This is a genomic window from Acidisoma sp. 7E03 (assembly GCF_054665075.1).
In genome coordinates this window covers 115968-141148 of record NZ_BAAFHE010000006.1, presented here as the reverse complement: position 1 = coordinate 141148, position 25181 = coordinate 115968, and the positions used below count along the sequence as shown (strand labels likewise).

Genomic DNA, 25181 nt, shown 5'->3' with positions numbered 1-25181 from the left:
CGCTCAGCCGGGGCGGCGCTTCGCCGCCGTCAGCGTGTTGCGCAACAGACAGGCGATGGTCATCGGCCCGACGCCCCCCGGCACGGGGGTGATGCGGCCGGCGACCTCCACGGCTTCTCCGAAGGCGACGTCGCCCACCAGGCGCGTCTTGCCCTCGGCCCCCGCCACGCGGTTGATGCCGACGTCGATGACGGTCGCGCCCGGCTTGATCCAGCTGCCGCGCACCATCTCCGGCCGGCCGACAGCGGCGACGAGGATGTCCGCTTCCCGGCAAACCGCCTCGATGTCCTTCGTACGGGAATGGGCAATCGTCACGGTGCAGCTTTCGCCCAGCAGCAGCGCCGCCATCGGCTTGCCGACGATGTTGGAGCGGCCGAGCACGACGGCGCGCAGGCCCGAAAGATCGCCGAGTTCGGATTTCAGCATGAGCAGGCAGCCAAGCGGCGTGCAGGGCACGAGGCCCTGAAGACCCACGGCCAGCCGGCCGGCATTGGTGACGTGAAAGCCGTCCACATCCTTGTCCGGTGAAATCGCATCCAGCACGCGGGCGCTGTCGATATGCTTCGGCAAGGGCAGTTGGACGAGGATGCCGTCCACGCGCGGATCGTCGTTGAGCTCGGCGACGAGGGAGAGGAGCGCGGCCTCACTGGTGTCGGCGGCCAGCTTGTATTCGAAGGACTCCATACCGGAATCCTTCGTCGTGCGCGCCTTGTTGCGAACATAGACCTGGCTGGCGGGATCTTCCCCCACCAGAACCACGGCGAGACCAGGAACCCGGCCACCTGCCGCCCGGATGGCGGCAACCTCTGCCGCCACCTCTGCCACGATCCCGGCCGCGAAGGCCTTCCCGTCGATGATCTTCGCCGCCATGCCGCTCTCTCTGCTCACTCCGTGAAGACGACCGTTTTGCCGCCGTTGAGGATCACTCGTCCATCCAGATGATAGCGCACGGCGCGGGCAAGTACCCGGCGCTCGATGTCCCGCCCCTTGCGGACGAGATCGTCGGGCGTGTCGCCATGGCTGATCCGCTCCACGTCTTGCTCGATGATCGGCCCTTCGTCGAGATCGCTCGTCACGTAATGCGCCGTCGCGCCAATCAGCTTCACCCCGCGCTCATGCGCCTGGTGATAGGGCTTGGCGCCCTTGAAGCCCGGCAGGAAGGAGTGATGGATATTGATGCAGCGGCCGTTGAGCTTGGCCGTCAGTCCATCGGACAGCACCTGCATGTAGCGGGCGAGGACGACGAGGTCGGTCTTGGTCTCGCGGACCAGGTCCCACAGCTGGGCTTCCTGCTCCATCTTGGTCTGTTTGGTGATCGGCAGGTGGTGGAAGCGGATGCCGGAGAAATCGACGCCTTCGTAGGTTTCGCGCGGATGGTTGGCGACGATCGCGGTGATCTCCATGGGAAGCTCGCCATTTCGCCAGCGATACAGAAGGTCGACCATGCAATGGTCGAACTTGGACACCAGGATCATCACCCGGCGCCGTTCGAGCCGATCGCGCAGGCTCCATTCCATGCCGAAACGTTCGCCGATCTCCCCAAAGGCCGCGCGGAAGCTCTCGTCCACGATCTCGGCCATGAAGACCACGCGCATGAAGAAGCGGCCGGTCTGCGTGTCGTCGAACTGCTGCGCCTCGAGAATGTTGCCGCCCTGCTCGAACAGGAAGGTGGTCACGGCGGCGACGATGCCGGGGCGGTCGGGGCAGGCGAGGGTCAGCACATAATGCGGCTGCTGAAGGCTGGATGGCGGGGCCATGGGACGTCTTCCAGTGCAAGAGGGGCCGGAAAGGAGAGTGCAGGATGCGCCATCGGCCCCGGCCGGAGGCGGACGCTTGCGACCTGCGCCTTGGCTGTTTGCGCCCGGCTCAGCGGCCGGGCGGATCGGCCGCGCCCGCGAGGAGGACGAGCGGATCGATCGTATGCCGGTGACGGGCCTTGGCCTGCAGATAGGCGCGGTTGGCGTCCGAGACGTAGACACCGGTGCGCCGCACCTCGGCAATGTCGATCCCCGCCGCTTCAAGCTGCGCCACCTTGTCGGGGTTGTTGGTCAACAGCCGGATGCGGGTCACGCCGAGCGCCTGCAGCATGCGGGCACCAATCGTGTAGTTGCGCGCATCCTCCGGCAGGTTGAGCCAGCGGTTGGCCTCGTAGGTGTCGATCCCCTGATCCTGCAGCCGATAGGCGTCAAGCTTGGCATAGAGGCCGATGCCCCGCCCTTCCTGGCGGAGATACAGAAGAATCCCACCCTCTTCGGAGAGCAGGCCGATCGCCTCATGCAGCTGCTCGCCGCAGTCGCAGCGGTTGGAGGAGAAGATGTCCCCGGTCAGGCATTCGGAATGCAGCCGCACCAGCACCGGCTTCTCCGGGTCCGGCTTGTGGCCGGCGAAGCGGATGGCGACGTGCTCCAGCCCATCTAGCCCGTCGAAGCCGACGAACTCCGCCGGTTCGCCGCCGGGGCCGAGCGGGATGGTCACGGGCGTGCGTGGCCGGCACTCCGCCGCCGTCTCGACCGGTCGGGAGATGGGCTTGAGATGGGTCATGCAGGCGATCCAGGCGACACGGCGGACGGACTTTCAGCTGCTATTTCACGGCCAGAAACGGGGATTTTGATATCATACGTTTCCAGCACGTCATCTTCATACTCCTGCCGCGCTAAAAGACGCAGGCGTATTGCGTCTGCCAGCCTTTCGAGGCCGAGGCCTTGAAAGGCCGGCAGGCCGCTGTCGCCCAGCAGAATGGGCGCGCGATGCCAGGCCAATCGATCGACCAGGCCGACACGCAGCAGGCCGCCGGCCAGCCGGGCGCCGCCTTCGTTGAGGATGGAGGTGACGCCTGCGGTGTGCAAGGCATGGAGCGCCGCCCGCAGGTCGAGCGCGCCATCTGCACCGCGCGGCACCCGCAGCAGGGTCACGCCGAGGGCCTGAAGATCAGCCACCCGTTCGGGATCGGCCTCGGGCGCGGTCAACAGGATGAGCGGGTGGCTGCCGGCATGGCGCACGATCTGGCTGCCGAGGGGCGTGCGCAGCTGGCTGTCGACGACGATGCGCCAGCGCGGACGGTCTTCGAGGCCCGGAAGCGCGCAGCGCAGGCCGGGATCGTCGGCGAGCACCGTGCCAATGCCGACCATCACCGCATCATGCTCGGCCCGCATGCGCTGGACCACGCCGCGCGCGCCTGGGCCCGTGATCCAGCGACTCTCTCCGCTCTTCATGGCGATGCAGCCGTCGAGGCTGACGCCGAGCTTCACGGTCACCCAGGGCAGACTCTTGCGTTGTGCCTTCAAGAAGCCGCGCAGGATCTCTTCGGCGTCCCTTTCCATCAGCCCGGTGTCGACCGTGATGCCGGCTGCCCGCAGCATGGCGATGCCCCGTCCCTGCACGCGCGGGTCCGGGTCATGCGCGAAGGCGACCACGACACGGGCGAGGCCGGCAGCGATCAGCGCCTCGGCACAAGGCGGCGTGCGGCCGTGATGCGAACAGGGCTCGAGGGTAACATAGGCCGTCGCTCCGCGCGCTGCCTCCCCCGCTTCGCGCAGCGCCATCACCTCGGCATGCGGCCGCCCGCCCGGCTGGGTGCGTCCGCGGCCGAGGATCGTCTCGCCGTCCGCTATGATGCAGCCGACGGCGGGATTGGGCGCCGTGGTCCCGAGCGCGCCGCGCGCCTCGGCCAAGGCTGCCAACATCATCCGCCGGTCAAGCGCGCTCCAGGCGATCGTCATGCAGGGCGGTCCTTGGTCGGAAAGGGCAGAACGAGCGTTGCCGTGCCGATGGCGAAACCGAGATAGGCACCGGCGATGATGTCGGCCAGGAAGTGGATATTGCCACAGAGCAGCCCCGCCGCGGTGAGGAGGACGAGACCGGCCCAGAGCGGACGCAGGCCGGACTCCCGCCACCACAGCACGCCGGCGACGGCGGCGATTGCCGCCGTGTGGCCGGAGGGGAAGGAGGACCAGCCCTCCCCGCCATGGAAGGGAAAGAAGCCAAAGACCCCGTCGCGGATCAGTGACGGGTTGCCGTGGCTCCAAGTCTCGGGCCAGGTGCGGCCGAAGATCTCCTTGAGTTCGCTCTTGATGCCGATGGTCAGCACGGTCGCCACCGCCGCCATGATCGCGGTCCAGCCCCGGCGGCGGGGGCGCCAGCCGAAGCTGCCAGCGACACAGGCCGCCACCAGCGCCGGCAAGGCCCCCGACAGCGGCACCTGGCCGATGGCTGCGAGACCGAGAAACCAGGAACTATGGTGGAAGGCCCGGTGCATGGCGAAGGCGATAGGCCGGTCGAGGAACAGCACCGAGACCAGCAGCAGGCCGCCGCAGGACAGCGCCGCCCAGGCCAGGATACGCGGAGTCCAGCCCGGGACGGGGGCGCGGATCACCCGCCGCGGTTGCGCAGCAGCCGCGCCTTGTCGCGCTGCCAATCGCGCTGCGCCACGGCCTGCCGCTTGTCCGCCTTCTGCTTACCCTCGCCCACGCCCAGCAGGACCTTGGCGCGGCCACGCTCGTTGAAATGGATGTCGAGCGGCACGAGGGTGATGCCGTTGCGCGCGATGGCGCCCGCGAGCTGGTTGATCTGCTTGTGCTTCAGCAGCAGCTTGCGCGGCGCGCGTGGCTCGAAGCGGGAAAGGACGCCCGCCTGGTATTCCGGGATATAGGCGTTGAACAGCCACATCTCGCCGTCGCGCTCGCCGGCCCAGGCCTCGGTGAGGGTCGCACGGCCATGGCGCAGCGACTTCACCTCCGCGCCCTTGAGCACGATGCCGGCCTCCACCGTTTCCTTGATAGCGTAGTCAAAGCGCGCCTTGCGATTCTGCGAGGCGATGCCGTGGGAGATGAGGCCGGACTTCGATTTCGTCTTGCTGTCGGACATCGCGTCAGTTCAGGAGACCGACCTCGACCATCGCGGCTTGCACCTGGGCGCGGGTCGTGTCGGCAATGGGGGCCAGCGGCAGGCGGCAATCGGCAGCGCCGAAGCCGAGCAGATGTGCCGCATATTTCACCGGGCCGGGATTGGTCTCGACGAACATCGCGTCGTGCAGCGGCACCAGCCGCTCCTGGATCTGCATGGCGCGGGCGACGTTGCCCTCCTGCCAGGCGGTGTGCATCTCGGCAAGGAGCCGCGGGGCGACGTTGGCCGAGACCGAAATGCAGCCGACGCCACCCGAGGCGAGATGGGCGAGCGCCGTGTGATCCTCACCCGAGAGCTGGCAGAAATCGGGGCCGATCGCCCGGCGCGTATGCTGCGGCCGCGTGAGATTGGCCGTCGCGTCCTTCACACCGACGATATTGGGATGCTCGGCGAGGCGCGCCATGGTCTCGACGCTCATGTCGATCACGCTGCGGCCCGGAATGTTGTAGATGATGATCGGTAGATCCGCCTGATCGGCGATGGTGCGGAAATGCAGGAAGAGACCCTGCTGAGTCGGCTTGTTGTAATAGGGCGTCACGACGAGCACGGCATCCGCGCCGGCCTTCTTCGCATGCTGGGCCAGGCTCACCGCTTCCGCCGTGCTGTTCGAGCCGGCGCCGGCGATCACCGGCACGCGGCCGCGGGCGACCGCAATGGTGATCTCGACCACACGACGATGCTCTTCATGGCTCAGCGTCGGCGATTCGCCCGTGGTGCCCACGGGCACCAAGCCGTGCGTGCCTTCCCGGATCTGCCAATCGACGAAGCGTTCGAGCGTTTTCTCGTCGACCGCGCCATCGGCATGCATAGGCGTAATGAGGGCAACGAGAGAGCCCTTGAACATGGTGCGATCCTTGGCTGAGCACGGCGGCCGGCAGTGAAGCGAGGCCGGGAAGGTAGGGCGCACGCCCCGCGCCCGCAAGCCGCAGCCACCTCGGCTGCGACATGCGCGCACGGCAGATGCGGCTCGGCACCAATCCCGGCTTTGCGAAGCGGCGCCGCTTCGGCAATGATGGTGCGGCATGATGAGGTCCGGCCGCCCGTGATTCGACGCCTTCTCGCTCTGACCTGCGCAAGCCTTCTGGCACTGCAGGTACCGGCCCACGCCCAGACCGCGGCAGCCCAAACGCCCTTGGATGCGGCAGCGAATCACGATTGGACGACGGCGGCCGCACTCGCCGCCCGCTATGCGGACCCGGTGGCCGGCAAGCTCGTCACCTATTACCGCATGCTGACACGCGGCCAGGCCTCGGCCGCCGAGATCGCCGCCTTCATGCAGCAGAACCCGGACTGGCCGCAGCAATCCCTGCTCGAAGCCCGCTGGGAAGACGCGCTCGCCAACGAGCCGAATCAGACGGCGGCCCTCGCACAATGCCAGGCGTTGTGGCCGACGGGAACCAAGGCCCTGCTCCGCTGCGCCGCCGCCTTCCAAGCCGCGAACGACCAGAAGGATCTGACCGAGGCTGTCCGCCGCACCTGGACCAGCACGGGCATCACCGACCCCGCCGAGGTCGCGGCCTTCCTCACGCAATATGGCAGCCTGCTGCAGCCGGACGACGAATGGGCGCGCTTCACATCCCTCGCCCGCGCCGAATCCCCGGCGGCCGCGGCGCAACTCGCGCGCCTGCCCGCCGGTCGTCAGCAGGCCGCGGGCGTCTGGCTCGCCCTCGAAACCAACCAGCCCAACGCCCAGGCGCAGCTCGCGGCCCTGCCGGCCTCCGACCAGGAGAACCCGGGCCTCTTCCTCTCCGGCGCCCGCTTCCTGCGCCATCAGGTGACGGACCAGGATGCGCTGGCCTTCTGGCTCGCCCATGGCCAGGCCGCGATGCAGGCTGGGCTGCCCGTGCAGCAGCATGCGCTGTGGCAGGAGGAGACCTATCTTGCCCGCGCGCTGATCACCGATGGCGATCCCCGGAACGCCTACCGGCTGGTCAACAGCGTCACGCCGGTCGCCGACACGGACCGGGCCGACAGGGCCTTCCTCGCCGGCTTCGTGGCACTTCGCCTGATGCACGACCCGGAGCGCGCCGAGCCGCATTTCCGCGACCTCGCCGCCCTGTCCTCGGCGGTCATCACCCAGTCCCGCGCGCATTACTGGCTAGGACGGACGCTCGCCGCCGACGGCCGCACCATGCAGGCGACGGCGGAATACAAGATCGCCGCCGGTTTTCCGACCAGCTTCTACGGCCAGCTCGCGGCCCTCGCCCTCGGCGACAGTCCCGCGCAGCTCAATGCCCGCATCCTGGCGACACCTACGCCCGGCTGGACGGCAAGCGACGCACTGGCCTTTGCGAGCCGGGAGGTGGCGCGCGCCGCCGCGATGCTGGTTGCCTGGAACCAGCCGCGCCGCGCCTCGGGCTTCCTGCTCGACATCGGGCAGATCGCGCCCGACCCGGCCGACTATGCCATGGCCGCCCAGCTGGGCCTGAGCTTCGGCGTGCCACAGGCAGCGGTGGGCCTGGCTCGGGTCGCAGGGCTGCACGGCACCATGCTGCTGCGCGCAGGCTGGCCGATGCCGGTGCAGCCGCCGACTGATGCCGGGGTGGAGCCTGCAGTTGCCCTCGGCCTGATGCGCCAGGAAAGCAGCTTCGACGAGCAGGCGGTGAGCCCGGCGGGCGCGCTCGGACTTATGCAGCTGATGCCGGCGACGGCCCGGCTGCAGGCCAAGAAGCAGGGCGTGGCGCTCAGCTCCCCTTGGGCGCTGACGAGCCAGCCCGAGGTGAACATGACGCTGGGCACCGGCTATTTCGCCGGCGTGCTCGCGCATTTCGACGGCTGTCTGCCGCTCGCCATCGCCGCCTATAATGCGGGCCCACGGCGCGTCGACCAATGGCTGGCGCAGAATGGAGACTTCCGCACGCCCGGAGGCCCCGACGTGCTGGACTGGCTGGAGCTGATCCCCTTCAACGAGACCCGGAACTACGTCCAGCGCGTGGTGGAAGGCATTGCCATCTATCGTGCGGAAGAAGGCGTGACCCAGCCTTATCCTCTGCAACCCTGGCTGCATTGAGATGACTCTCGGCCGCCTGATCGCGAGCGCCGGCGGCGTCGGGTTCTTTCCCTGGGCGCCGGGGACGGCGGGATCGGTCGTGGCCCTCGCGCTCGGCGCCGGGCTCTTCGCTTGGGGCGGCCACGGGCTGCTGCTCATCGTGGCCCTCCTCGCCTGGGGCCTTGGTCTCTGGGCCATCCGCGCAGCCGAGGCGAAGGACGATCCGGGCTGGGTGGTGATCGACGAGGTGGCAGGCATGTGGCTGACCCTGCTTGGCCTGCTGCACCTCACCTGGATCGGCGCGCTCGTCGCCTTCGGGCTGTTTCGCCTGCTCGACATCACAAAGCCTGGGCCCATCGGCTGGGCCGACCGGATGAACAGCCCCGGCGGGATCATGGCGGATGACGTGATCGCGGGCGTGATCGGCGCCGTCCTGCTGCGCCTGTTGCTCCTGTGGCATCCCGGCCTCTTCGGATAGGAGCGAGAGACATCCCATGTTCCCCCAGGATCTGCTGGCCGAAGCCGAATCGCTCCTGAACGCCGCACGGGCGCGCGGCTTTCACATCACCACGGCGGAAAGCTGCACCGGCGGGCTGATCGCCGGGCTGCTCACCGCCATCGGCGGCTCGTCCGACGTGGTCGATGGCGGCGCCGTGACCTATTCCAACGCGGCCAAGAGCCGGATGCTGGGCGTCCCGCCCGCGCTGATCGCGGCCCATGGCGCGGTCAGCGAAGAGGTGGCGCGTGCCATGGCGGCCGGCGCGCAGCAGACGGCGGGCGTCGAGATCGCCATCGCGGTCACGGGCATCGCCGGCCCCGGCGGCGGTACGGCCGAGAAGCCCGTCGGCCTCGTCTGGTTCGGTCTGGCGACGCCCGCCGGCCTTCAGGCCGAGGCGCAGATCTTTCCGGGTGACCGGACGGCGGTGCGTCTCGCGACCGTGCGCCATGCGCTCACGCTGATCGGACGCGCGTTGGATACCGGCCGGCGCTTCGTCTGAGCCGACAGCCGCTCTAGGCGTCCTGCATCAGATAGATGTCGGCCTGGGCGATGAGGTGCTTGGCCCGGTCCATGAAGCCACGCAGCGCCGGCCCCGCATTGTGGGCGTCGAGCGCCGCCTGATCCCGCCATTTCTCGATGACCACCAGCGTGTCCGCACCGAATTTCACGGGCGAGGTGGCCATGTCCACGACCGGCTGATATTCGAGGCAGCCGGGTTCCTCCCGCACCGCCGGCACGATCTCCTGGAAGGCGGCGAGAAGCGAGGCGCGATGGCCGATCTTCGCGGTCAAGACGGCGATGATGTGGATCATGGTCGGGGCTCCTCGTCTGGTCCGCGCAGACGAAACCAATTCCCGCGCGGAGGCAAGCAGCCCAGGCCGGACGCCGCTATTCCCGCCCGTCGAGGGTGAGCAGGCTGCGGTAGAGATCCGGCCGGCGGTCGCGGAACAGACCCCAGCCCGATCGCTGGATGTGCCAGGCTTCGAGGTCGAGTTGCGCCAGCACCACGACCTCGCTCTCCGTATCCGTCTCGGCCAGAACCTCTCCATAGGGGCTGGCAATGAAGGAGCCGCCGCAGAAGGCGCGGCTGCCGCCCCCGCGTCCCTGCTCGATGCCGATGCGATTGGCGACCACCACCGGCATCATGTTCGCCGCCGCCTGCCCCTGCAGCACACGGCGCCAATGCGCGAGACGGTCTGCGACACCGTCAGAGGCCGCCGCGCTGAGCGCGGTCGGATAGAGCAGGATCTGCGCGCCTTTCAGTGCCATGGCGCGCGCACTCTCGGTGAACCACTGGTCCCAGCCGATGCCGACACCGATGCGCCCAACCGCCGTATCCCAAGCCTGGAAGCCCGTATCGCCTGGGGAAAAATAGAACTTGCCGGCATAGCCTGGCCCGTCCGGGATGTGGCTTTCGCGGTAGATGCCGAGCAAGGCGCCGTCTGCATCGATCACCGTCACCGAATTGTAGAAGGTAGGCCCCGAGCGTTCGAAGAAGCTGATGGGCAGGACGACGCCGAGCGCACGGGCGAGATCCGCGAAGCGCCGCAGCATTGGATTGTCCTGGAAGCGCTGGGCGAGGTCGAAATGGCCGGCCAGTTCATCCTGGGGGAAATGCGGGGTCGCGAAGAGTTCACCGAGGAGGACGATCTGTGCGCCCTGCCCTGCCGCCCGGCGGATGAGGCCCTCGGCGCGATCAAGATTGGCCGTGAGATCCCAGCTGGAGGCCATCTGCACGGCGGCCACTGTGACCTGCTTCACCCGCTCTCTCCGTCGTTGCCCGGTCGAGATAGTCTAGCAGAGCGGTGCGATAGGGACGGAGGCTTTTGTAGCGCTCCATCTCCGGCGGCAAGGCACGGATGGCGCCGGCGAGACGGGCGGCCTCCCCGGGCGCCGCCGCGACCGCGGCGAGCGGCGTGACATGCGTGCCGATGCCGAAGACGACGACGCCGCTCTCAGGCAGCAGGCGGAATGTCTGGCGTTCGACGCGCAGCCACAGCGTGTCACCCGCATTTTCCGCGGTGATCGACGGATCGTGCTCGACGAGGCCATGGCCGGTCGGCTGGAAGAGCGTTGCGTCCTCATGGATCGACCAGTTGAACCGGGCGGCGAGCCGCCCTTCCCGCAGCGCGCCGAGAAAGCGGTCCACCGGTCGGCCCAGCGTCTCGCCATAGCCTGGCACCGTCGTGTGAATCGCCTGCATTGGCCGGCCGATCTTCTCGGAGAGCCGCCACCGGCTGGGAAAGCAGAGGATGGCGGCAATGAGCACCGCCCCCTCCGGCCCAGGCCGCATGAGACAGAAGTCTTCCGCAACCCAGGGGGCGATGGTGGCGAGCGGATGCTCCTGCGCCGGCCAAGGCGTAACTGTCCCCGGCCGATGCTCCGTCAGCCAATCGGCGAGAACGGTGCGCAGTTCGGCGCAGGCGGCCGCCGCGCCCGGCGTGTCCGCCAGCACATCCCCCGGCCGTTCGGCAAGGAGACGGGCGCGCTCCGCCCGCTGGGCCGGCACCCGCGCATCCCATTCCAGCCATTGCGGTGCCTGGATCGCCGTCAGGCCCATCGCCATGCGATAGGGTCCGTCCTCATAAGGCAGGTGCAGCACGGGCGGGGGCGGACGATCCAGCATTCGAGACCCGTCAGCCCTGCAGCGGGAAATGACAGGCCGCAGCGCGGCCGTCTCCCAAGGGCATCAGACGCGGCACCTCGGTCCGGCAACGGTCCTGCGCGATCGGGCAACGCGTATGGAAGCGGCAGCCGGACGGCGGATTGATCGGGCTCGGCGGCTCGCCCTTGAGAACGGTGCGGGCGCGGCGCGTGCCGTCCGGGCTCGGCTCCGGCACTGCCGAAATCAGAGCTGCCGTGTAGGGATGCGCCGGGCTGTGCAGCACGCGATCGGTTTCGCCCAGTTCCACGATCCCGCCGAGATACATCACCGCCGTCCGCGTCGCGATCTGCCGCACGACCGAGAGGTCATGCGCAATGAAGACGTAGGTGAGGCCGAGCTTCTCCTGCAGGTCCATGAAGAGGTTGACGATCTGCGCCTGCACCGACACGTCGAGCGCGGAGACGGGCTCGTCCGCCACGATCAGGCTGGGCGAGAGCGCGATGGCCCGGGCAATGCCGATGCGCTGCCGCTGGCCGCCCGAGAACTCGTGCGGGAAGCGGCTGAGGAAATCGGCCGACAGATTGACCAGATCCATCAATTCGCGAAGCCGCGCCTGGATGTCGCGCTCGCTCATCTTGCCATGGACACGCAGCGGTTCGGCGATGAGATCCCCCACCCGCCGGCGCGGGTTGAGGGAGGAATAGGGGTCCTGGAAGACCATCTGCATGTCGGACCGCATGGGCCGCAACTCGCGCTGGCTCAGGCGGGAGATGTCCCGGTCCTTGAAGGTGATGCGCCCGCCGTCGATGTCGTAGAGCCGCAGCAGGCAGCGGCCGAGCGTGGATTTGCCGCAACCAGACTCGCCGACGAGACCGAGGATCTCACCCGCTTCGACGCTGACGGAAACATCCTTCAGCGCCTGCAGATGCTGGATGCCGCCGCTACGGAAACGACTGCCGAGCTTGAAGGTCTTGGAGACGCCGGCGGCCTCCAACATGGGCTTGGCGCGGCTCATGGTCTGGGCGCTCATGCGGCGTCTCCCGCGGCGCGGACAGCCCGCTCATGAGCCCAATCCGGGGCGCCCTTCTCGGCGAGCCAGCAGGAGGCTTCCTGAACCCCGTTGTGGAAGAGGGGCGGGCGCGTCGTGCAGATGTCCATCCTGAAGTCGCAGCGCGGCTGAAAGGGGCAGCCCTGCGGCCGACCCAAGGGCGCCGGCGGGCTTCCCGGAATGGAGGGCAGACGGCGCGGCCGTTCCCCATGCATGGGCGGAATGGAATCGAGCAGACCCAGCGTATAGGGGTGCTGCGGAGCGCCGAGAACGGCAGGCTTCGGCCCGCGTTCGGCGATGATGCCGGAATACATGACCATCACGCGGTCGGAGACGGTCGCGACCACGCCCATATCGTGGGTGATGAAGATGACGGAGGAGCCGAAATCCGCGCGCAGCCGTTGGACGAGTTCCAGGATCTGCGCCTGGACGGTGACGTCGAGCGCCGTCGTCGGCTCGTCGGCGATGAGCAGCGAGGGATTGCAGGAGAGCGCCATCGCGATCATCGCGCGCTGGCGGAGACCGCCGGAAAGCTGATGCGGATAGCGATCGGCCGCCTTGGCGGGAGAGGGAATGCCCATCTCGCCCAGCAGCTCCACGGCGCGCGCCCGCGCCGCGCGGCGCGACAGCTTCTGATGCGCGCGCAACTGCTCTTCGATCTGCCAGCCGATGGTGTAGACCGGCGTCATCGCCGTCATCGGGTCCTGGAAGATCATGGCGATCTCCCGCCCGCGCAGGTCACGCATTTCGCGCGGCGACAGCGCGAGCAGTTCACGCCCCTTGTAGCGGATGGAGCCGGTGACGACGGCGTTCGGATCGGTGATGAGCCGCATGACGGCGAGCGAGGTCATGCTCTTGCCCGAGCCCGACTCACCCACGATCGCCACGATCTCGCGCTGGCCGACGGTGAAGGAGACGTTCTCCAGAATGCGGACCGGGCCGCGCTCGGAACGGAAGGAAACGCAGAGGTCCCGCACGTCGAGCAGGGCCTCCGTCGTCACGGGTGTCTGATCAACGGGCATCGCGCACTCTCGGGTCCAGCCAGGCATAGGCGATGTCGACCACCGCGTTGGCCACGACGACGAAGAAGGAGGAATACATGACGGTCGCCATGATGAAGGGCAGGTCGAGGCTCTGCAGCGCCATATAGGTGAGGCGGCCGACGCCGGGCAGGTTGAAGACCACCTCGGTCAGCAGCGCGCCGCCGCCGACGAGGGCGCCGAAATCCAGCCCGAACATCGAGACGAAGGTGATGAGCGAGGTGCGCAGCGCATGGCGGAACATGATGCGCGATTCTGACAGGCCCTTGGCCCGCGCCGTGCGGATGAAATCCTCCTGATAGGCTTCCACCAGATTGGCCCGCAGCACGCGGCCATAGAGGCCGATATAGAGGATGGCGAGCGTGACCCAGGGGATCACGAGCCCCTTGAACCAAAGCCACGGGTCCTGGGTCAGTGGCGTGTAGCCGAGCCCGGGCACCCAGTGAAACAGCCAGGTGTTGTGCCAGCGGGATTGGGTGAAGAGGTTGGCGACCGACCCCACCCAGAAGACCGGCATGGAGATGCCGACGAGCCCCGCGAACATCAGCGCCCGGTCGACGATGCTGCCGCGTGTCGCGGCCGCGGTCACGCCGACCCAGATGCCGAAGACGACCCAGATGATGGCGGCACCGAAGACGAGGGAGAGCGTCACGGGGGCCGCTTCGACCACGGCGGGAATCACCCGCTCGCCGCGATTGACGAAGGAGGTGAGATCGCGCGTGACGAAGAGCTTCTCCATCACCTTCACGTATTGCACCGGCAGCGGCTGGTCGAAGCCGAAGGAGTGGCGGACCTGGGCCAGCACTTCCGGCGTCGCGTTGCGGCCGGCGATGCGCGCGGCGGGGTCAGCACCCGGTGTCGCGAAGAAGATGAGGAAGACGACGACGCTGATACCGAACATGACGAACAGCATCTCGCCCAGACGGCGGATGATGGGGAGCAGCATGGTCTCTTATCCCTTCTTCACGCGCAGCTTGGCGCGCGGATCGAAGGCGTCACGGATGCCGTCGCCCAGGAAGTTCAGCGCCAGCACGGTGATGATGATGGCGAGACCGGGCGCGATCGCCACCATCGGCTGGGTATAGAGCAGATCCTCGCCGTCCTGGATGATCGTGCCCCAGCTCGCAGCCGGGGGCTGCACGCCGATCGAAAGGAAGGAGAGCGCCGATTCCGTCAGCATGTTCAGCGCCATCATGAGCGGAGCGAAGACGATCAGCGTCGTCGTCACGTTCGGCAGGATGTCGCGGAACAGGATGCGCGGCGCCGGCACGCCGAGGCAGCGGGCGGCGAGCACGAAATCACTGCGCGTCAGCGACATCACCTGGCCGCGGATGGGACGCGCGACATAGGGCACGTAGACGATGCCGATGATCAGGACGGGCAGCAGCAGACTGTTCGAGGGGATGTTGAAGGGCCCGATCTGCAGACCCTTGCTGATCAGCACGATGGAGAGCGAGATCGCGAGCAGGTAGATGGGAAAGGCCCAGAGCACGTCGAGCAGGCGGGCCAGGATCGTATCCGTCCAGCCGCCGATAAAGCCCGCGACCGTGCCGACGAGGGCTGCGAGCACCAGCGTGACGATGGTCGCGAAGAAGGAGATGATCAGCGAATTCTGACCGCCGTAGAGCATGCGGGCAGCGACGTCACGACCCTGATTGTCGGCGCCGAGGAAGTATTGGCCGCGCCAGGTGGGGCCGATGGGCGTGACGCCGAGGCCGAGGCCCGCGGTGTCCGCCTGCATGATTTCCACGTCCTGGCCGCCGAGGGTGATCGTCCCGTCGAGATTGGATTGGAATGGATTGCTCTGCGATACGTACTGGGCATAGAGCGGCGCCGCGCAGCAGGCGAGCACGATGAGGACGAGCACCAGAATGGCGCCCATTGCCGTGCGGTCCTGGCGCAGGCGGCGGAAGCCGGTTGCCCATGGCCCTTCGGCCCTATGTGGCGCCGGACCGGGCGCGGCAGCGACTACATCGGTGGTCGTATCAGACATGGGCACTGGCCTCCCGCAGAGCGGGAACGATCGGAAACTGCATGGAAAGGGGCCTCTTGCGGCTGGCCGAAGCCGGCAGGGCGGCCGAGGCCGCCCTGCCCTTCGTCTTGCATCCGGAAAGGGATGCCATTCTCGTCAGCAGGTCGGGAGCTTACTGCACCCAGACCTGGCTGTAGATCATGTGGAACTGTTCGCTGTAGGTGAAGTTGCCGAGACGCTTGGACACGAAGTCCAGCTGCTTCGGCGTGAACAGCGTCGCCCACGGTGCCTGGTCGGTCAGCTCCTCATCGAGCTTGGCCCATTCGGCATTCGCGGCCTTCTGGTCCGTCACCGCGGTGATCAGGTTCTTGTTGATCTCGGCGTCGATCCCCTTGTCGCAGAAGCCCGAGATGTTGATCGAGGCGTCGGAGCCCGGATGGAAGGCGCCGCAGGAGAGCAGCACGTTGATGAAGTCAGAGGCGGCCGGATAATCCTGATACCACTGGCTGATGCTGATCTGCACGTTGTTCTTGGTGTTCTGGATGTAGGTGAACTGGATGTTCGCCGAAATCACCTTGAGCGTCGCCTTGAAGCCGAGTTCGTTCAGCACGCTGACGAGGTAGGTGCCGAGCGCCGGATCGACGTTCTGGTCGTCGGCGATCACCGTCACCTTCTGGCCGATCTGGCCGGACTTCTGCATCAGTTCCTTGGCCTTCGCCATGTCAGGCGCGGTCCACTTGGTGCCCGGGTTCTTGGTGTACGGGCAATAGGCCTTGTAGCCAGGGAAGCCCGGCGGCAGGATCTGGCAGTTCGGCACCGCAAGGCGCGGGCCACCATAGATGTTCACGGTGGAGCGGCGGTTGACCGCGTAGTTCACCGCGAGACGCGCATCCTTGTTGTTGAACGGCGCGATGTTGACGTTCATCGGCGCGTAGTAGATCGCGAAGAGCGGGTTGATGTGGATCTGGTTCGGGAACTTCGACGCCATTTCCGGCAGACGGTCGGACGGCGGGCTGTCGAACATCCAGTCCTGCTGGCCGTTCTCGACTGCCGTCACCTCGTCTTCCGGCTTCGGACCGAAGGTGTAGTCGATCTCGTCCACGTAGCCGGCCGGCTGCGCCAGCTTGCTCCATTCCTTGAAATACGGGTTCCGCTTCAGAACCATGTTCTTCTGCGGATCGTAGCTGGTGATCATGTAGGGGCCGGTGGCGGCCGCCGCGGTGGTGCCGAGGTCCTTCGCGGGCGTATTGGCCGGCACGATGTCCGCGAAGGGCGTCGCCAGCTTGTAGAAGAATTCGGAATCCGGCTGCGTCAGATGGAAGGTGACGGTCCCGGCCGCGTCATCGGCCACGACACCGCCCGCAAGCGTGCAGGTCGCCGGCGTCTTCAAGCAGGCATCGGCACCCACGATGACGTTGTACCAGGAACCCGCATTCGGGTTGCTCACCTTGAAGATGCGCTGGAAGGTGGCAACCACGTCGGCCGGCGTCACATCCTGGCCGTTGGAGAACTTCACGCCCTTGCGGATGTGGAAGACATAGGTCTTGCCGCCGTCCTCGGGCTTCGGAACCTCGGTCGCGAGGTCGGCCACGACGTCGTTCGAAGCGGCGCCGTTCACGTGCTTGAAGGCGACGAGGCCGTCATTCGTGATGAAGAGAACGGACCAGAACTGGCTGGTGTAGTTGATCTGGGGATCGATCGTGCCCGCCGCCGCGGCGCCGGTCAGGCGCAAGGTGCCGCCCATGTGATCGGCCGCCTGGGCGGTGCCGCCCAGGGCCAGGCCTGCCGCCGCCGTCAGCGCAAGGGCGGAGCCCTGAAGCCATCGTCGCAGTGTCATCGGTCTCTCCGGATTCTCGGTCGAGGGTTGGACGCGGAAGTCAGGCCGCGTCGAGGAATTCGGCGACGGCAGCGAGGCACGCCTCCTTTTCCTCGACATGCGGCATGTGGCTGGAGTGTTCGAAGATACGCCAGCGAACATCGGGGATGTGGTCGGCGTAAGGCTGCACGCAGAGCGGCGTTGCCTCATCATACCGGCCGGAGATGAGCAGGGTGGGCACGGTGATCAGGTGCAGCCGGCTCTCGATCGTCCAATCCTTCATCGAGCCGATGACGTGGAACTCCGTCGGCCCGTTCATGGTGTGATAGACGGTGGGATCGGCCGCGATCGCATCGAAGGTGCGCTGCACTTCCGGCGGCATCGGCTGGATCCGGCAGACGTGCAGCGCGTAGAAGGCGGCGGAAGCCTTCTGATATTCCTCGCTGTCGATGGTGCCGGCTTCCTCGTGACGGGTCAGCGCGTCCTGAATGTCCTGCGGCATGTCGCGCCGCAGACGGTTGGCCTCTTCGACCCAGGTCTTGAGAGAGGCCGGGGAATTGGCGATGACGAGCCGGCGCAGCCCCTTCGGCTGGCGGACGGCATGTTCGGCGCCCAGCATGCCGCCCCAGGACTGGCCGAGGACATCGTACCGGTCCTGGATCCCCAGATGCGCAACGAGACGGTTCAATTCATCGTTGAACAGCTCGACCGTCCAGAAGCTGCCGTCACCCGCCTTTTCCGGCAGATGCGTCGAGCGGCCGTTGCCGAGCTGATCGTAATGGATGACGGCACGGCCGGTCGCGGACAGATCCTTGAAGCTGTCAACATAGTCATGGGTGCAACCAGGCCCGCCATGGAGAATGACCAGCGGGGTCTTGGCCGCCTTCAGATCACCGGTCACGCGATACCAGGTGCGGCCGTGCGGGCCTTCCATAAAACCTTCAGTGGAACTCATGGGACCTCTATCCAAGCGGGGCGGCGCCTTCCCGGCGTCTATCGGGCGCCCGGCTGCGGACGTCCGGACAGGGTCTATGCACGCGCTGCGGGGGCGGAAGCAAGAGCCGTTCCACAAGCTGGTCGATTTTGGCAGGCCCGCCTCCCATCAGGACGAGCCTGGCCCATGGGCAGCTCAGCTCCGATGTGCGAGGGTCGATCGCCGCCGATCAGAGAAGGACGAAGTGATGAAAAACAGGCAGCTTGGGCAATCCGGCATCACCCTCCCGCCGCTGGTCTTCGGCGGAAACGTCTTCGGCTGGTCGGCCGATGAGGCGACGTCCTTCCGCCTGCTGGATCAGCTGGCCGAGGCGGGTCTGACCGCCATCGATACCGCCGACATGTATTCGGTCTGGGCGCCCGGCCATCAGGGTGGCGAATCGGAAACGGTCATCGGCCGCTGGATCGCTTCCCGCGGCGGGCGCGACAAGCTGCAAATCATGACCAAGGTCGGCATGGAAATGCCGGATGGCAAAGGCCTCTCCGCCGCTTGGATCAAGACGTCGGTGGACCGTTCGCTGAAGCGGCTGCAGACCGACGTCATCGATCTCTATCAAGCCCATCAGGACGATGCGGAAACGCCACTGGAAGAGACGCTCGGCGCCTTCGCCGATCTCATCCGCGCCGGAAAGGTCCGCGCCATCGGCGCCTCCAACTATACAGCGCCACGGCTGGCCGAAGCTCTCAAGGTCTCGGACGCCAACGGTCTGCCTCGCTACGTGTCCCTCCAGCCGCATTATAATCTTGTCGAGCGACCGCTCTTCGAAGGCGCGCTCGAAGATCTCTGCCTGAAGGAGAAGCTCGGCGTGATCCCGTACTTCTCCCTGGCCGCGGGCTTCCTCACCGGCAAGTACCGCAGCGAAGCCGATCTCGGCAAAAGCGCCGCGCGGGGCGACGGCGTGGCGCAGTATCTCGAAGGGCGGGGGGCGCGCGTGCTCGCAGCCCTCGATGCGGTGGCGGGCGAGACGGGTGCAACGCCCGCGCAGGTAGCGCTCGCCTGGCTGATGGCGCGCCCTTCCATCACCGCGCCCATCGCCAGCGCCTCCCGGCCCGAGCAGATGGGCGATCTCGTCGCCGCCTGCGACCTGTCGCTGAACCCGGCGCAGATCGCGACCCTCGACCATGCGAGTGCCTGAGGCGCCAGATTTTCTGGAATACCGACACACCGGGCATCCGCCCATTGCCTCCTTTAAGACCCCGCCTGATGCAACAGGCGGGGTCCTCGTCCAGGCTCCGAATGCAGCGATCGCCAAGATGACCAGGATAAGGTTATCACGAGCATCCTGAACCGCAGACGGGCTTCGTCTCACCGCCTCGAGCCCCGCCGGGGCGAATAGCTGTCCCCAGCACCCCATCCTTGACTCCTAGAGTAGCCGAGCGCAGAAGTCCCGCGGACTAATACGTCGCTCCGCGAGGGTTCGCGCAGCGGCGCGTATTCTTTTGGGAAGTCGGATGTTCGAAAGCCTCTCCAATCGACTCTCCTCCGTCTTCGACCGCCTGCGCGGCCGGGGCGCGCTGAGCGAGACGGACGTGCTGGAGGCCATGCGCGAAGTGCGCCTGGCGCTGCTGGAGGCCGACGTCGCCCTGCCGGTGGTGAAGGACTTCATCACCAAGGTGCGGGAGCGTGCGGTCGGGCAGGAAGTGCTGCGCTCCGTCACCCCCGGGCAGCAGGTCGTCAAGATCGTCAACGACGTCCTGATCGAGCAGCTCGGCGGCGAAGGCGCGGTCCCGCTCAACCTCAACGTTTCCGCGCCCGTTCCCGTTCTCATGGTCGGCCTTCAGGGCTCCGGTAAGACGACGACGGCCGGCAAGATCGCCCTCATGCTCCGCACCAAGGAGCGCCGGCGCATCCTGCTCGCGAGCCTCGACACCCAGCGTCCCGCCGCCCAGCTGCAGCTCGCCCAGCTCGCCGAACGGGCAGAGGTCACCTCGCTCCCCATCATCCAGGGGCAGACGCCGGTAGAGATCGCGGCGCGCGCCATGGATACCGGGCGGCGCGAGGGCTTCGACGTCGTCATCCTCGATACCGCCGGCCGCCTGTCGATCGACGAGGAGCTGATGGACGAGGTGCGGGCGATCCGCGCCGCCACGAATCCGGCCGAAACGCTGCTCGTCGTCGATGCCATGACCGGCCAGGATGCGGTGAACACCGCCCGCGCCTTCAACGAGGCGGTTGGCGTCACCGGCATCGTCATGACCCGCATGGATGGCGACGCGCGCGGCGGCGCGGCACTTTCCATGCGTGCCATCACCGGCGCGCCGATCAAGCTCACCGGCTCGGGCGAAAAGCTCGATGCGCTGGAACCCTTCCATCCGGAGCGTGTCGCCGGCCGCATCCTCGGCATGGGCGACATCGTCAGCCTGGTCGAAAAGGCCGCCGAGACCATCGACAAGGAAGAGGCCGAAAAGCTCGCCGCCAAAATGGCGAAGGGCAAGTTCGACCTCGAGGATTATGCGAACCAGCTCAAGCAGATCGGCAAGATGGGCTCGCTCTCCGGCATCATGGGCATGCTGCCGGGCATGGGCAAAATCAAGGAACAGCTCGCCGGCGCCAATCTCGACACCACCATCCTCAAGCGTCAGGCGGCGATCATCAGCTCCATGACGGTCAAGGAGCGGCGCGATCCGGACATCATCAAGGCGAGCCGCAAGAAGCGCATCGCCGCCGGCGCCGGCGCCAGCGTGCAAGAGGTCAACCAACTGCTCAAGCAGTTCGACCAGATGACGACGATGATGAAGCGCATGAACAAGCTCGGCCAGAAAGGCCTGATGCGCGGCGGCCTCGGCGCCCTGATGGGCGGCATGGGCGGCGGCATGGGTGGCCTCGGCAAGCCCGGCGGACGCAGGCCCTTCTGACCCCTTCAACCCCTTTGCCGGGCGGCGCGCGCTGCCCGGCAGCCTCAACCACCAACGGAGACTAACCGACCATGTCCCTCAAGATCCGGCTGGCCCGCGCGGGCGCCCACAAGCGCCCCTTCTACCACATCGTGATCGCCGACAGCCGCAGCCCGCGCGACGGCCGCTTCATCGAGAAGGTGGGCAGCTACAACCCGATGCTTCCGGCCGAGCACGAAGACCGCGTGCGTCTGAAGGACGAGCGCATCACCCATTGGATTAAGAATGGCGCCGTCGCGACCGACCGCGTCGCTCGCTTCCTCGGCAAGGCGGGTCTCGCCCCGATGCCGGCTTGGCGCGAGCAGCCGCAGCAGTCCGCGCCGAAGAAGAAGGCGCAGGAGCGCGCCAAGGCCGCTGCCGCCGCGGCCGCCGAGGCCTGAGGCAAAGCATCTGACGGGGCTTGATCCTTGTCTGAACCGCGCATCCTGATGGGCGTGATCGGCCGGCCGCACGGTGTGCGGGGGCTCGTCCACGTCCACAGCTACACCGCTGATCCGGACGCCCTCGCCGATTATGGCGTGCTGACGGACGATCGCGGCCGCGCCTTCGTTCTACGCTGGGAGCGGGAGGGTATTGCCCGTATCGCCGAGCGTGTGGAGGGCCGGGATGTGCCGGTGCGGGACCGGGAAGCGGCGGCCGCGCTGACCAATACGCGCCTCTACGTGCCGCGCAGCGCTCTGCCGCAGGCCGATGAGGACGAGTATTACCTCGCCGACCTCATTGGCCTGCGGGTGGAGGATGAGACGGGTGCCGTGATCGGCACCGTCGCCCTGGTGCATGACTATGGCGCAGGGACCAGTCTCGAGATCACCCAGGCCAAGGGACCGCCGCTGCTTCTGCCCTTCACGGAGCAGGCCGTGCCGGTGGTGGACATCGCGGGCGGACGCATCGTCGCCGTGCCACCCGAAACGGTGGACGGCGAGCCGCAAGGCGCGGAAGCACAGGCGATCGCTGCCGAACGGGCGGAGCGCCACGCATGAGCTGGCGCGCGACCGTCCTCACCCTCTTCCCCGAGATGTTCCCGGGGCCGCTCGGCCTGTCACTGGCCGGCCGCGCCCTGCAGGATGGACTCTGGTCACTCGAAGCCCAGGATCTGCGAGGCTTCGGCCTCGGCCGCCATCGCAATATCGACGACACGCCTTTCGGCGGTGGTGCCGGCATGGTGATGCGGCCGGACGTAATGGCGGCGGCAATCGCCGCCCACCGCCCAGCCGATGATGCCCGCCCGCTCGTCTATCTCACGCCGCGCGGCCGGCTCTTCACCCAGAAGGATGCCGAGCGTTTCGCCGCGGGTCCCGGCCTCATGCTGCTCTGCGGGCGGTATGAGGGGCTGGACCAGCGGATCATCGACGCCTCGGGCGCCGAGGAAATCAGCGTCGGCGACTACGTGCTCTCCGGCGGCGAGCCCGCAGCGCTCATCCTGCTCGACGCCTGTCTTCGCCTGCTGCCCGGCGTCATGGGCGGGGAGACGAGCGCCGAGGAAGAAAGCTTCGCCGACGGGCTCCTGGAATACCCGCACTACACGCGGCCGGCCGACTGGGATGGCCGCCCCGTTCCCCCCGTCCTGCTATCGGGCGATCACGGCGCGATCCGCGCCTGGCGCCGCGCCCAGGCGGAGGAAGCCACCCGCCTGCGCCGCCCGGACCTTTGGGCGGCCCATCTTTCCCGGGCCATGGCGGGGCGCCCATCGCCCCAGGACATGACCGGATCTGTTGCAACCGTCCCGGCCGGACCCTAAAAGCCGCTTCACGAGAGGAATTTTCGATGAACATCATTCAGACCATCGAGGCCGAGCAGGTCGCTCGCCTCGTCGCCGACCGCGCCGTTCCCGAATTCGAAGCCGGTGACACGCTCCGCGTCTCCGTTCGCGTCGTCGAAGGTGAGCGCACCCGTACCCAGGCTTTCGAAGGCGTCTGCATCGCGCGTTCGAACAAGGGCCTGAACAGCAACTTCACCGTGCGCAAGATCAGCTACGGTGAGGGCGTGGAGCGCGTCTTCCCGCTCTACTCCCCCACCATCGCGGAAATCGCCGTGGTCCGCCGCGGCAAGGTCCGCCGCGCGAAGCTCTATTACCTGCGCGATCGTCGCGGCAAGTCGGCGCGCATCGCCGAGCGCCCGCGCGACCTGCCGACCGAAGGCAAGACCGAGACGGCCGCCGAGGCCAGCTGAGCCGAAAGCTGAGGCCGGTCTGTTCTCAGAGCAGGCCGGCTTTGACTAACAGGGTTCTGGCAGACAGGGGCGCGCTGACCCATAAATTACCGGGCGCGCCTATCGGCGTGTTCGGTTCTGTCCAAGAACCGGCATGAAGGAGAGCCAGAATGTCCGCCACCCGTCCCCGCACGCTATTCGACAAGATCTGGGAAGATCACGTCGTCGAACAGCTCACGGATGGCACCGCCCTCCTCTACATCGACCGCCATCTCGTCCATGAAGTGACCAGCCCCCAGGCCTTCGAAGGCCTGCGTGTGGCGAGGCGCCGTGTCCACGCGCCGCATGCGACGATCGCAACCGTCGACCACAACGTGCCGACGAGCGACCGCCGCGAAGGCATCAAGGAGCCGGAGAGCCGCCTGCAGGTGGAGACCCTGCAGGAGAACGTGCGCGAGTTCGGCGTACCCTTCTTCGACGTGCTGGATGAACGTCAGGGCATCGTCCACATCGTCGGGCCTGAGCAGGGGATCAGCCTGCCCGGCATGACGATCGTCTGCGGCGACAGCCACACCTCGACCCACGGCGCCATGGGGGCCCTCGCCTTCGGCATCGGCACCTCGGAAGTCGAGCATGTCCTGGCAACGCAGACGCTGCAGCTGCGCCCCGCCAAGAACATGCTGGTGGAGGTGAACGGCACCCTACCGGCCGGCTGCACCGCGAAGGACGTCGTCCTCGCCATCATCGGCAAGATCGGCACCGCCGGCGGCAATGGCCACGTCATCGAATATGCCGGCGACGTCATCCGCAACCTGGACATGGCGGGGCGCCTGACCGTCTGCAACATGTCCATCGAAGCGGGCGCCCGCGCCGGGCTGATCGCTCCGGACGAGACGACCTTCGCCTATATCAAGGGCCGTCCCTTTGCGCCGAAGGGCGAGGATTTCGACCGCGCCGTCGCCTATTGGAAGACTCTGCCCTCCGATCCGGGCGCGCAGTACGACACCGTCGTCCGCCTGGATGGGTCCGAGATCGCCCCCATGGTCACCTGGGGCACCAACCCCGAAGCCGTGCTGCCCATCACCGGCATCGTGCCCGATCCGGCACAGGCGAGGGACGAGGCGGAACGCGCCCAGATGCAGCGCGCGCTCGACTACATGGGCCTCCAGGCCGGGCAGAAGCTGTCCGAGATCCCGGTCGACGTCGTCTTCATCGGCAGCTGCACCAACGCCCGGATCGAAGACATGCGGGCGGCCGCCGCCATCGCCCGTGGCCGCAAGGTGGCCCCCAATGTCCGCGCCCTGGTGGTGCCGGGCTCCGGTCTGGTCAAGAAACAGGCCGAAGAGGAAGGCCTGGCGCAGATCTTCACCGAGGCCGGCTTCGAATGGCGCGAGCCCGGTTGCTCCATGTGCTTGGCGATGAATCCGGACAAGCTGCAGCCCGGCCAGCGCTGCGCCAGCACCTCGAATCGCAATTTCGAGGGGCGTCAGGGCAAGGGTGGTCGCACCCACCTGCTCTCCCCCGCCATGGCGGCGGCGGCCGCCGTGACCGGGCACCTGACCGACATCCGGGAGCTCGTCTGATCATGCAGGCTTTCACCGTCCTCAGCGCCATCGCCGCCCCGCTGCCGATGGCCAATGTCGATACCGACCAGATCATCCCGGCGCGCTTCCTCAAGACCATCAAGCGCTCCGGGCTCGGCAAGCATCTGCTCTCCGGTCACCGCTATGACGACACGGGCGCCGAGCGACCGGACTTCGTGTTGAACCAGGAACCCTTCCGGAAGGCCGAGATCCTCATCGCGCATGAGAATTTCGGCTGTGGGTCCTCGCGCGAGCATGCTCCCTGGGCGCTGCTCGATTTCGGTATCCGTGCCGTCATCGCGCCGAGCTTTGCCGACATCTTTCACGGCAACTGCTTCAAGAACGGCATCCTACCCGTGGTGCTGCCGCGTGCCGTCTGCGACCAGCTGATGGAAGACGCGAAGATGGGGGGCAATGCCCGCATCACGGTCGACCTGGCCCGCCAGGTGGTGGTGCGCCCCTCGGGCGAGGAAATCCCCTTCACGGTCGACCCCTTCCGCCGCCACATGCTGCTGGAAGGGCTGGACGAGATCGGCCAGACCCTCGCCCGCGTCGGCACCATCGCGCAGTACGAGGCGGCGCGCAGCGCGGCCAAGCCCTGGATGCCTGAAATCACCGCCTGATCGCCTGCCGAAACCCCCGGCCGCCTGCCCCGCCAGGGGTTTTCCTTTTGAGCCGGGCCGCGTGCCCG

Annotated in this window: 27 protein-coding genes; 11 read left to right on the top strand and 16 right to left on the bottom strand. The window is 67.3% G+C overall.

Annotated features, from left to right (window positions below):
- Positions 1 to 3: 3 nt before the first annotated feature.
- The 7 genes from folD to dapA all read right to left on the bottom strand — a co-directional run bounded on the left by folD (position 4) and on the right by dapA (position 5746).
- Positions 4 to 870 (bottom strand): bifunctional methylenetetrahydrofolate dehydrogenase/methenyltetrahydrofolate cyclohydrolase FolD, encoded by an 867-nt coding sequence (folD, locus tag ACYQ6W_RS11180; RefSeq protein WP_459675362.1) that lies wholly within the window; start codon positions 868 to 870, stop codon positions 4 to 6.
- 14 nt (positions 871 to 884) lie between these two features.
- A complete protein-coding gene (gene purU, locus ACYQ6W_RS11175; protein WP_459675361.1) occupies positions 885 to 1757 on the bottom strand; it encodes a formyltetrahydrofolate deformylase in 873 nt (290 codons plus the stop codon).
- Between the two features lie 109 nt (positions 1758 to 1866).
- Positions 1867 to 2541 (bottom strand): GTP cyclohydrolase II, encoded by a 675-nt coding sequence (locus ACYQ6W_RS11170; protein ID WP_459675360.1) that lies wholly within the window; start codon positions 2539 to 2541, stop codon positions 1867 to 1869.
- Positions 2538 to 3719, bottom strand: coding sequence for a bifunctional diaminohydroxyphosphoribosylaminopyrimidine deaminase/5-amino-6-(5-phosphoribosylamino)uracil reductase RibD (gene ribD, locus ACYQ6W_RS11165; protein WP_459675359.1), 1182 nt, complete (start codon positions 3717 to 3719; stop codon positions 2538 to 2540). Before ribD ends, ACYQ6W_RS11170 begins: the two co-directional genes overlap by 4 nt.
- The gene (locus tag ACYQ6W_RS11160) at positions 3716 to 4372 is read right to left on the bottom strand and encodes a phosphatase PAP2 family protein (protein ID WP_459675358.1); all 657 of its coding nucleotides are present in this window, start codon (positions 4370 to 4372) and stop codon (positions 3716 to 3718) included. The genes ribD and ACYQ6W_RS11160 overlap by 4 nt, the downstream gene beginning before the upstream one ends.
- Complete coding sequence (gene smpB / locus ACYQ6W_RS11155; RefSeq protein WP_459675357.1) at positions 4369 to 4863, bottom strand: SsrA-binding protein SmpB; 495 nt, start codon at positions 4861 to 4863, stop codon at positions 4369 to 4371. Before smpB ends, ACYQ6W_RS11160 begins: the two co-directional genes overlap by 4 nt.
- 4 nt (positions 4864 to 4867) lie before the next feature.
- On the bottom strand, positions 4868 to 5746 hold the full coding sequence (gene dapA / locus ACYQ6W_RS11150) for a 4-hydroxy-tetrahydrodipicolinate synthase (protein ID WP_459675356.1): 879 nt from the start codon (positions 5744 to 5746) through the stop codon (positions 4868 to 4870).
- A 198-nt stretch (positions 5747 to 5944) separates the two neighbouring features.
- Here dapA and ACYQ6W_RS11145 point away from each other — a divergent pair, with 198 nt between their 5' ends.
- Genes ACYQ6W_RS11145 through ACYQ6W_RS11135 form a run of 3 tightly spaced genes read left to right on the top strand, consistent with a single transcriptional unit; the run spans position 5945 to position 8889 of the window.
- The gene (locus ACYQ6W_RS11145) at positions 5945 to 7912 is read left to right on the top strand and encodes a lytic transglycosylase domain-containing protein (RefSeq protein WP_459675355.1); all 1968 of its coding nucleotides are present in this window, start codon (positions 5945 to 5947) and stop codon (positions 7910 to 7912) included.
- Position 7913: 1 nt separating this feature from the next.
- A complete protein-coding gene (locus ACYQ6W_RS11140) occupies positions 7914 to 8369 on the top strand; it encodes a phosphatidylglycerophosphatase A family protein (protein WP_459675354.1) in 456 nt (151 codons plus the stop codon).
- 16 nt (positions 8370 to 8385) lie between these two features.
- Positions 8386 to 8889, top strand: a complete 504-nt coding sequence (locus tag ACYQ6W_RS11135; protein ID WP_459675353.1) for a CinA family protein — start codon at positions 8386 to 8388, stop codon at positions 8887 to 8889.
- Positions 8890 to 8902: 13 nt separating this feature from the next.
- Here the strand turns inward: ACYQ6W_RS11135 and ACYQ6W_RS11130 are convergent, their stop codons facing one another.
- The 9 genes from ACYQ6W_RS11130 to ACYQ6W_RS11090 form a co-directional block, all read right to left on the bottom strand.
- Complete coding sequence (locus ACYQ6W_RS11130; protein WP_459675352.1) at positions 8903 to 9202, bottom strand: putative quinol monooxygenase; 300 nt, start codon at positions 9200 to 9202, stop codon at positions 8903 to 8905.
- A gap of 76 nt (positions 9203 to 9278) precedes the next feature.
- Entirely contained in the window at positions 9279 to 10151 is an 873-nt protein-coding gene (locus ACYQ6W_RS11125) for a nitrilase-related carbon-nitrogen hydrolase (RefSeq protein ID WP_459675350.1), read from the bottom strand.
- Positions 10087 to 11016, bottom strand: a complete 930-nt coding sequence (locus ACYQ6W_RS11120) for a heme-dependent oxidative N-demethylase family protein (RefSeq protein WP_459675349.1) — start codon at positions 11014 to 11016, stop codon at positions 10087 to 10089. Before ACYQ6W_RS11120 ends, ACYQ6W_RS11125 begins: the two co-directional genes overlap by 65 nt.
- Positions 11017 to 11026: 10 nt before the next feature.
- On the bottom strand, positions 11027 to 12025 hold the full coding sequence (locus ACYQ6W_RS11115) for an ABC transporter ATP-binding protein (RefSeq protein ID WP_459675348.1): 999 nt from the start codon (positions 12023 to 12025) through the stop codon (positions 11027 to 11029).
- Complete coding sequence (locus ACYQ6W_RS11110; protein WP_459675346.1) at positions 12022 to 13065, bottom strand: ABC transporter ATP-binding protein; 1044 nt, start codon at positions 13063 to 13065, stop codon at positions 12022 to 12024. Before ACYQ6W_RS11110 ends, ACYQ6W_RS11115 begins: the two co-directional genes overlap by 4 nt.
- Positions 13055 to 14029 carry an ABC transporter permease gene (locus ACYQ6W_RS11105; protein ID WP_459675344.1) on the bottom strand — a complete coding sequence of 325 codons (975 nt, stop codon included), beginning with the start codon at positions 14027 to 14029 and terminating at the stop codon, positions 13055 to 13057. The genes ACYQ6W_RS11110 and ACYQ6W_RS11105 overlap by 11 nt, the downstream gene beginning before the upstream one ends.
- A gap of 6 nt (positions 14030 to 14035) precedes the next feature.
- Entirely contained in the window at positions 14036 to 15076 is a 1041-nt protein-coding gene (locus ACYQ6W_RS11100; RefSeq protein ID WP_459675342.1) for an ABC transporter permease, read from the bottom strand.
- Positions 15077 to 15227: 151 nt separating this feature from the next.
- The gene (locus ACYQ6W_RS11095; RefSeq protein WP_459675341.1) at positions 15228 to 16892 is read right to left on the bottom strand and encodes an ABC transporter substrate-binding protein; all 1665 of its coding nucleotides are present in this window, start codon (positions 16890 to 16892) and stop codon (positions 15228 to 15230) included.
- 40 nt (positions 16893 to 16932) lie between these two features.
- The gene (locus ACYQ6W_RS11090; RefSeq protein WP_459675339.1) at positions 16933 to 17826 is read right to left on the bottom strand and encodes a proline iminopeptidase-family hydrolase; all 894 of its coding nucleotides are present in this window, start codon (positions 17824 to 17826) and stop codon (positions 16933 to 16935) included.
- Positions 17827 to 18052: 226 nt separating this feature from the next.
- On the opposite strand from ACYQ6W_RS11090, the gene ACYQ6W_RS11085 reads away from it, so the two are divergent.
- The 8 genes from ACYQ6W_RS11085 (at position 18053) to leuD (ending at position 25113) form a co-directional block, all read left to right on the top strand.
- A complete protein-coding gene (locus ACYQ6W_RS11085) occupies positions 18053 to 19000 on the top strand; it encodes an aldo/keto reductase (RefSeq protein WP_459675338.1) in 948 nt (315 codons plus the stop codon).
- Positions 19001 to 19316: 316 nt separating this feature from the next.
- Positions 19317 to 20720 carry a signal recognition particle protein gene (ffh, locus tag ACYQ6W_RS11080; RefSeq protein WP_459675336.1) on the top strand — a complete coding sequence of 468 codons (1404 nt, stop codon included), beginning with the start codon at positions 19317 to 19319 and terminating at the stop codon, positions 20718 to 20720.
- A 71-nt stretch (positions 20721 to 20791) separates the two neighbouring features.
- On the top strand, positions 20792 to 21139 hold the full coding sequence (gene rpsP / locus ACYQ6W_RS11075) for a 30S ribosomal protein S16 (RefSeq protein WP_459675335.1): 348 nt from the start codon (positions 20792 to 20794) through the stop codon (positions 21137 to 21139).
- Between the two features lie 27 nt (positions 21140 to 21166).
- On the top strand, positions 21167 to 21739 hold the full coding sequence (gene rimM / locus ACYQ6W_RS11070) for a ribosome maturation factor RimM (RefSeq protein ID WP_459675334.1): 573 nt from the start codon (positions 21167 to 21169) through the stop codon (positions 21737 to 21739).
- Positions 21736 to 22497, top strand: coding sequence for a tRNA (guanosine(37)-N1)-methyltransferase TrmD (gene trmD, locus ACYQ6W_RS11065; protein ID WP_459675332.1), 762 nt, complete (start codon positions 21736 to 21738; stop codon positions 22495 to 22497). The genes rimM and trmD overlap by 4 nt, the downstream gene beginning before the upstream one ends.
- A gap of 26 nt (positions 22498 to 22523) precedes the next feature.
- Positions 22524 to 22928, top strand: coding sequence for a 50S ribosomal protein L19 (gene rplS / locus ACYQ6W_RS11060; RefSeq protein WP_459675330.1), 405 nt, complete (start codon positions 22524 to 22526; stop codon positions 22926 to 22928).
- A 149-nt stretch (positions 22929 to 23077) separates the two neighbouring features.
- The gene (gene leuC, locus ACYQ6W_RS11055; RefSeq protein ID WP_459675328.1) at positions 23078 to 24490 is read left to right on the top strand and encodes a 3-isopropylmalate dehydratase large subunit; all 1413 of its coding nucleotides are present in this window, start codon (positions 23078 to 23080) and stop codon (positions 24488 to 24490) included.
- Between the two features lie 2 nt (positions 24491 to 24492).
- On the top strand, positions 24493 to 25113 hold the full coding sequence (gene leuD, locus ACYQ6W_RS11050; RefSeq protein ID WP_459675327.1) for a 3-isopropylmalate dehydratase small subunit: 621 nt from the start codon (positions 24493 to 24495) through the stop codon (positions 25111 to 25113).
- The last annotated feature ends 68 nt before the right edge of the window (positions 25114 to 25181 follow it).

Coding starts and splice junctions, on each gene's coding strand:
- folD (WP_459675362.1), bottom strand. CDS start 870: ATGGCGGCGAAGATCATCGACGGGAAGGCCTTCGCGGCCGGGATCGTG.
- purU (WP_459675361.1), bottom strand. CDS start 1,757: ATGGCCCCGCCATCCAGCCTTCAGCAGCCGCATTATGTGCTGACCCTC.
- ACYQ6W_RS11170 (WP_459675360.1), bottom strand. CDS start 2,541: ATGACCCATCTCAAGCCCATCTCCCGACCGGTCGAGACGGCGGCGGAG.
- ribD (WP_459675359.1), bottom strand. CDS start 3,719: ATGACGATCGCCTGGAGCGCGCTTGACCGGCGGATGATGTTGGCAGCC.
- smpB (WP_459675357.1), bottom strand. CDS start 4,863: ATGTCCGACAGCAAGACGAAATCGAAGTCCGGCCTCATCTCCCACGGC.
- dapA (WP_459675356.1), bottom strand. CDS start 5,746: ATGTTCAAGGGCTCTCTCGTTGCCCTCATTACGCCTATGCATGCCGAT.
- ACYQ6W_RS11140 (WP_459675354.1), top strand. CDS start 7,914: ATGACTCTCGGCCGCCTGATCGCGAGCGCCGGCGGCGTCGGGTTCTTT.
- ACYQ6W_RS11135 (WP_459675353.1), top strand. CDS start 8,386: ATGTTCCCCCAGGATCTGCTGGCCGAAGCCGAATCGCTCCTGAACGCC.
- ACYQ6W_RS11130 (WP_459675352.1), bottom strand. CDS start 9,202: ATGATCCACATCATCGCCGTCTTGACCGCGAAGATCGGCCATCGCGCC.
- ACYQ6W_RS11120 (WP_459675349.1), bottom strand. CDS start 11,016: ATGCTGGATCGTCCGCCCCCGCCCGTGCTGCACCTGCCTTATGAGGAC.
- ACYQ6W_RS11115 (WP_459675348.1), bottom strand. CDS start 12,025: ATGAGCGCCCAGACCATGAGCCGCGCCAAGCCCATGTTGGAGGCCGCC.
- ACYQ6W_RS11110 (WP_459675346.1), bottom strand. CDS start 13,065: ATGCCCGTTGATCAGACACCCGTGACGACGGAGGCCCTGCTCGACGTG.
- ACYQ6W_RS11105 (WP_459675344.1), bottom strand. CDS start 14,029: ATGCTGCTCCCCATCATCCGCCGTCTGGGCGAGATGCTGTTCGTCATG.
- ACYQ6W_RS11100 (WP_459675342.1), bottom strand. CDS start 15,076: ATGTCTGATACGACCACCGATGTAGTCGCTGCCGCGCCCGGTCCGGCG.
- ACYQ6W_RS11095 (WP_459675341.1), bottom strand. CDS start 16,892: ATGACACTGCGACGATGGCTTCAGGGCTCCGCCCTTGCGCTGACGGCG.
- ACYQ6W_RS11090 (WP_459675339.1), bottom strand. CDS start 17,826: ATGAGTTCCACTGAAGGTTTTATGGAAGGCCCGCACGGCCGCACCTGG.
- ACYQ6W_RS11085 (WP_459675338.1), top strand. CDS start 18,053: ATGAAAAACAGGCAGCTTGGGCAATCCGGCATCACCCTCCCGCCGCTG.
- ffh (WP_459675336.1), top strand. CDS start 19,317: ATGTTCGAAAGCCTCTCCAATCGACTCTCCTCCGTCTTCGACCGCCTG.
- rpsP (WP_459675335.1), top strand. CDS start 20,792: ATGTCCCTCAAGATCCGGCTGGCCCGCGCGGGCGCCCACAAGCGCCCC.
- trmD (WP_459675332.1), top strand. CDS start 21,736: ATGAGCTGGCGCGCGACCGTCCTCACCCTCTTCCCCGAGATGTTCCCG.
- rplS (WP_459675330.1), top strand. CDS start 22,524: ATGAACATCATTCAGACCATCGAGGCCGAGCAGGTCGCTCGCCTCGTC.
- leuC (WP_459675328.1), top strand. CDS start 23,078: ATGTCCGCCACCCGTCCCCGCACGCTATTCGACAAGATCTGGGAAGAT.
- leuD (WP_459675327.1), top strand. CDS start 24,493: ATGCAGGCTTTCACCGTCCTCAGCGCCATCGCCGCCCCGCTGCCGATG.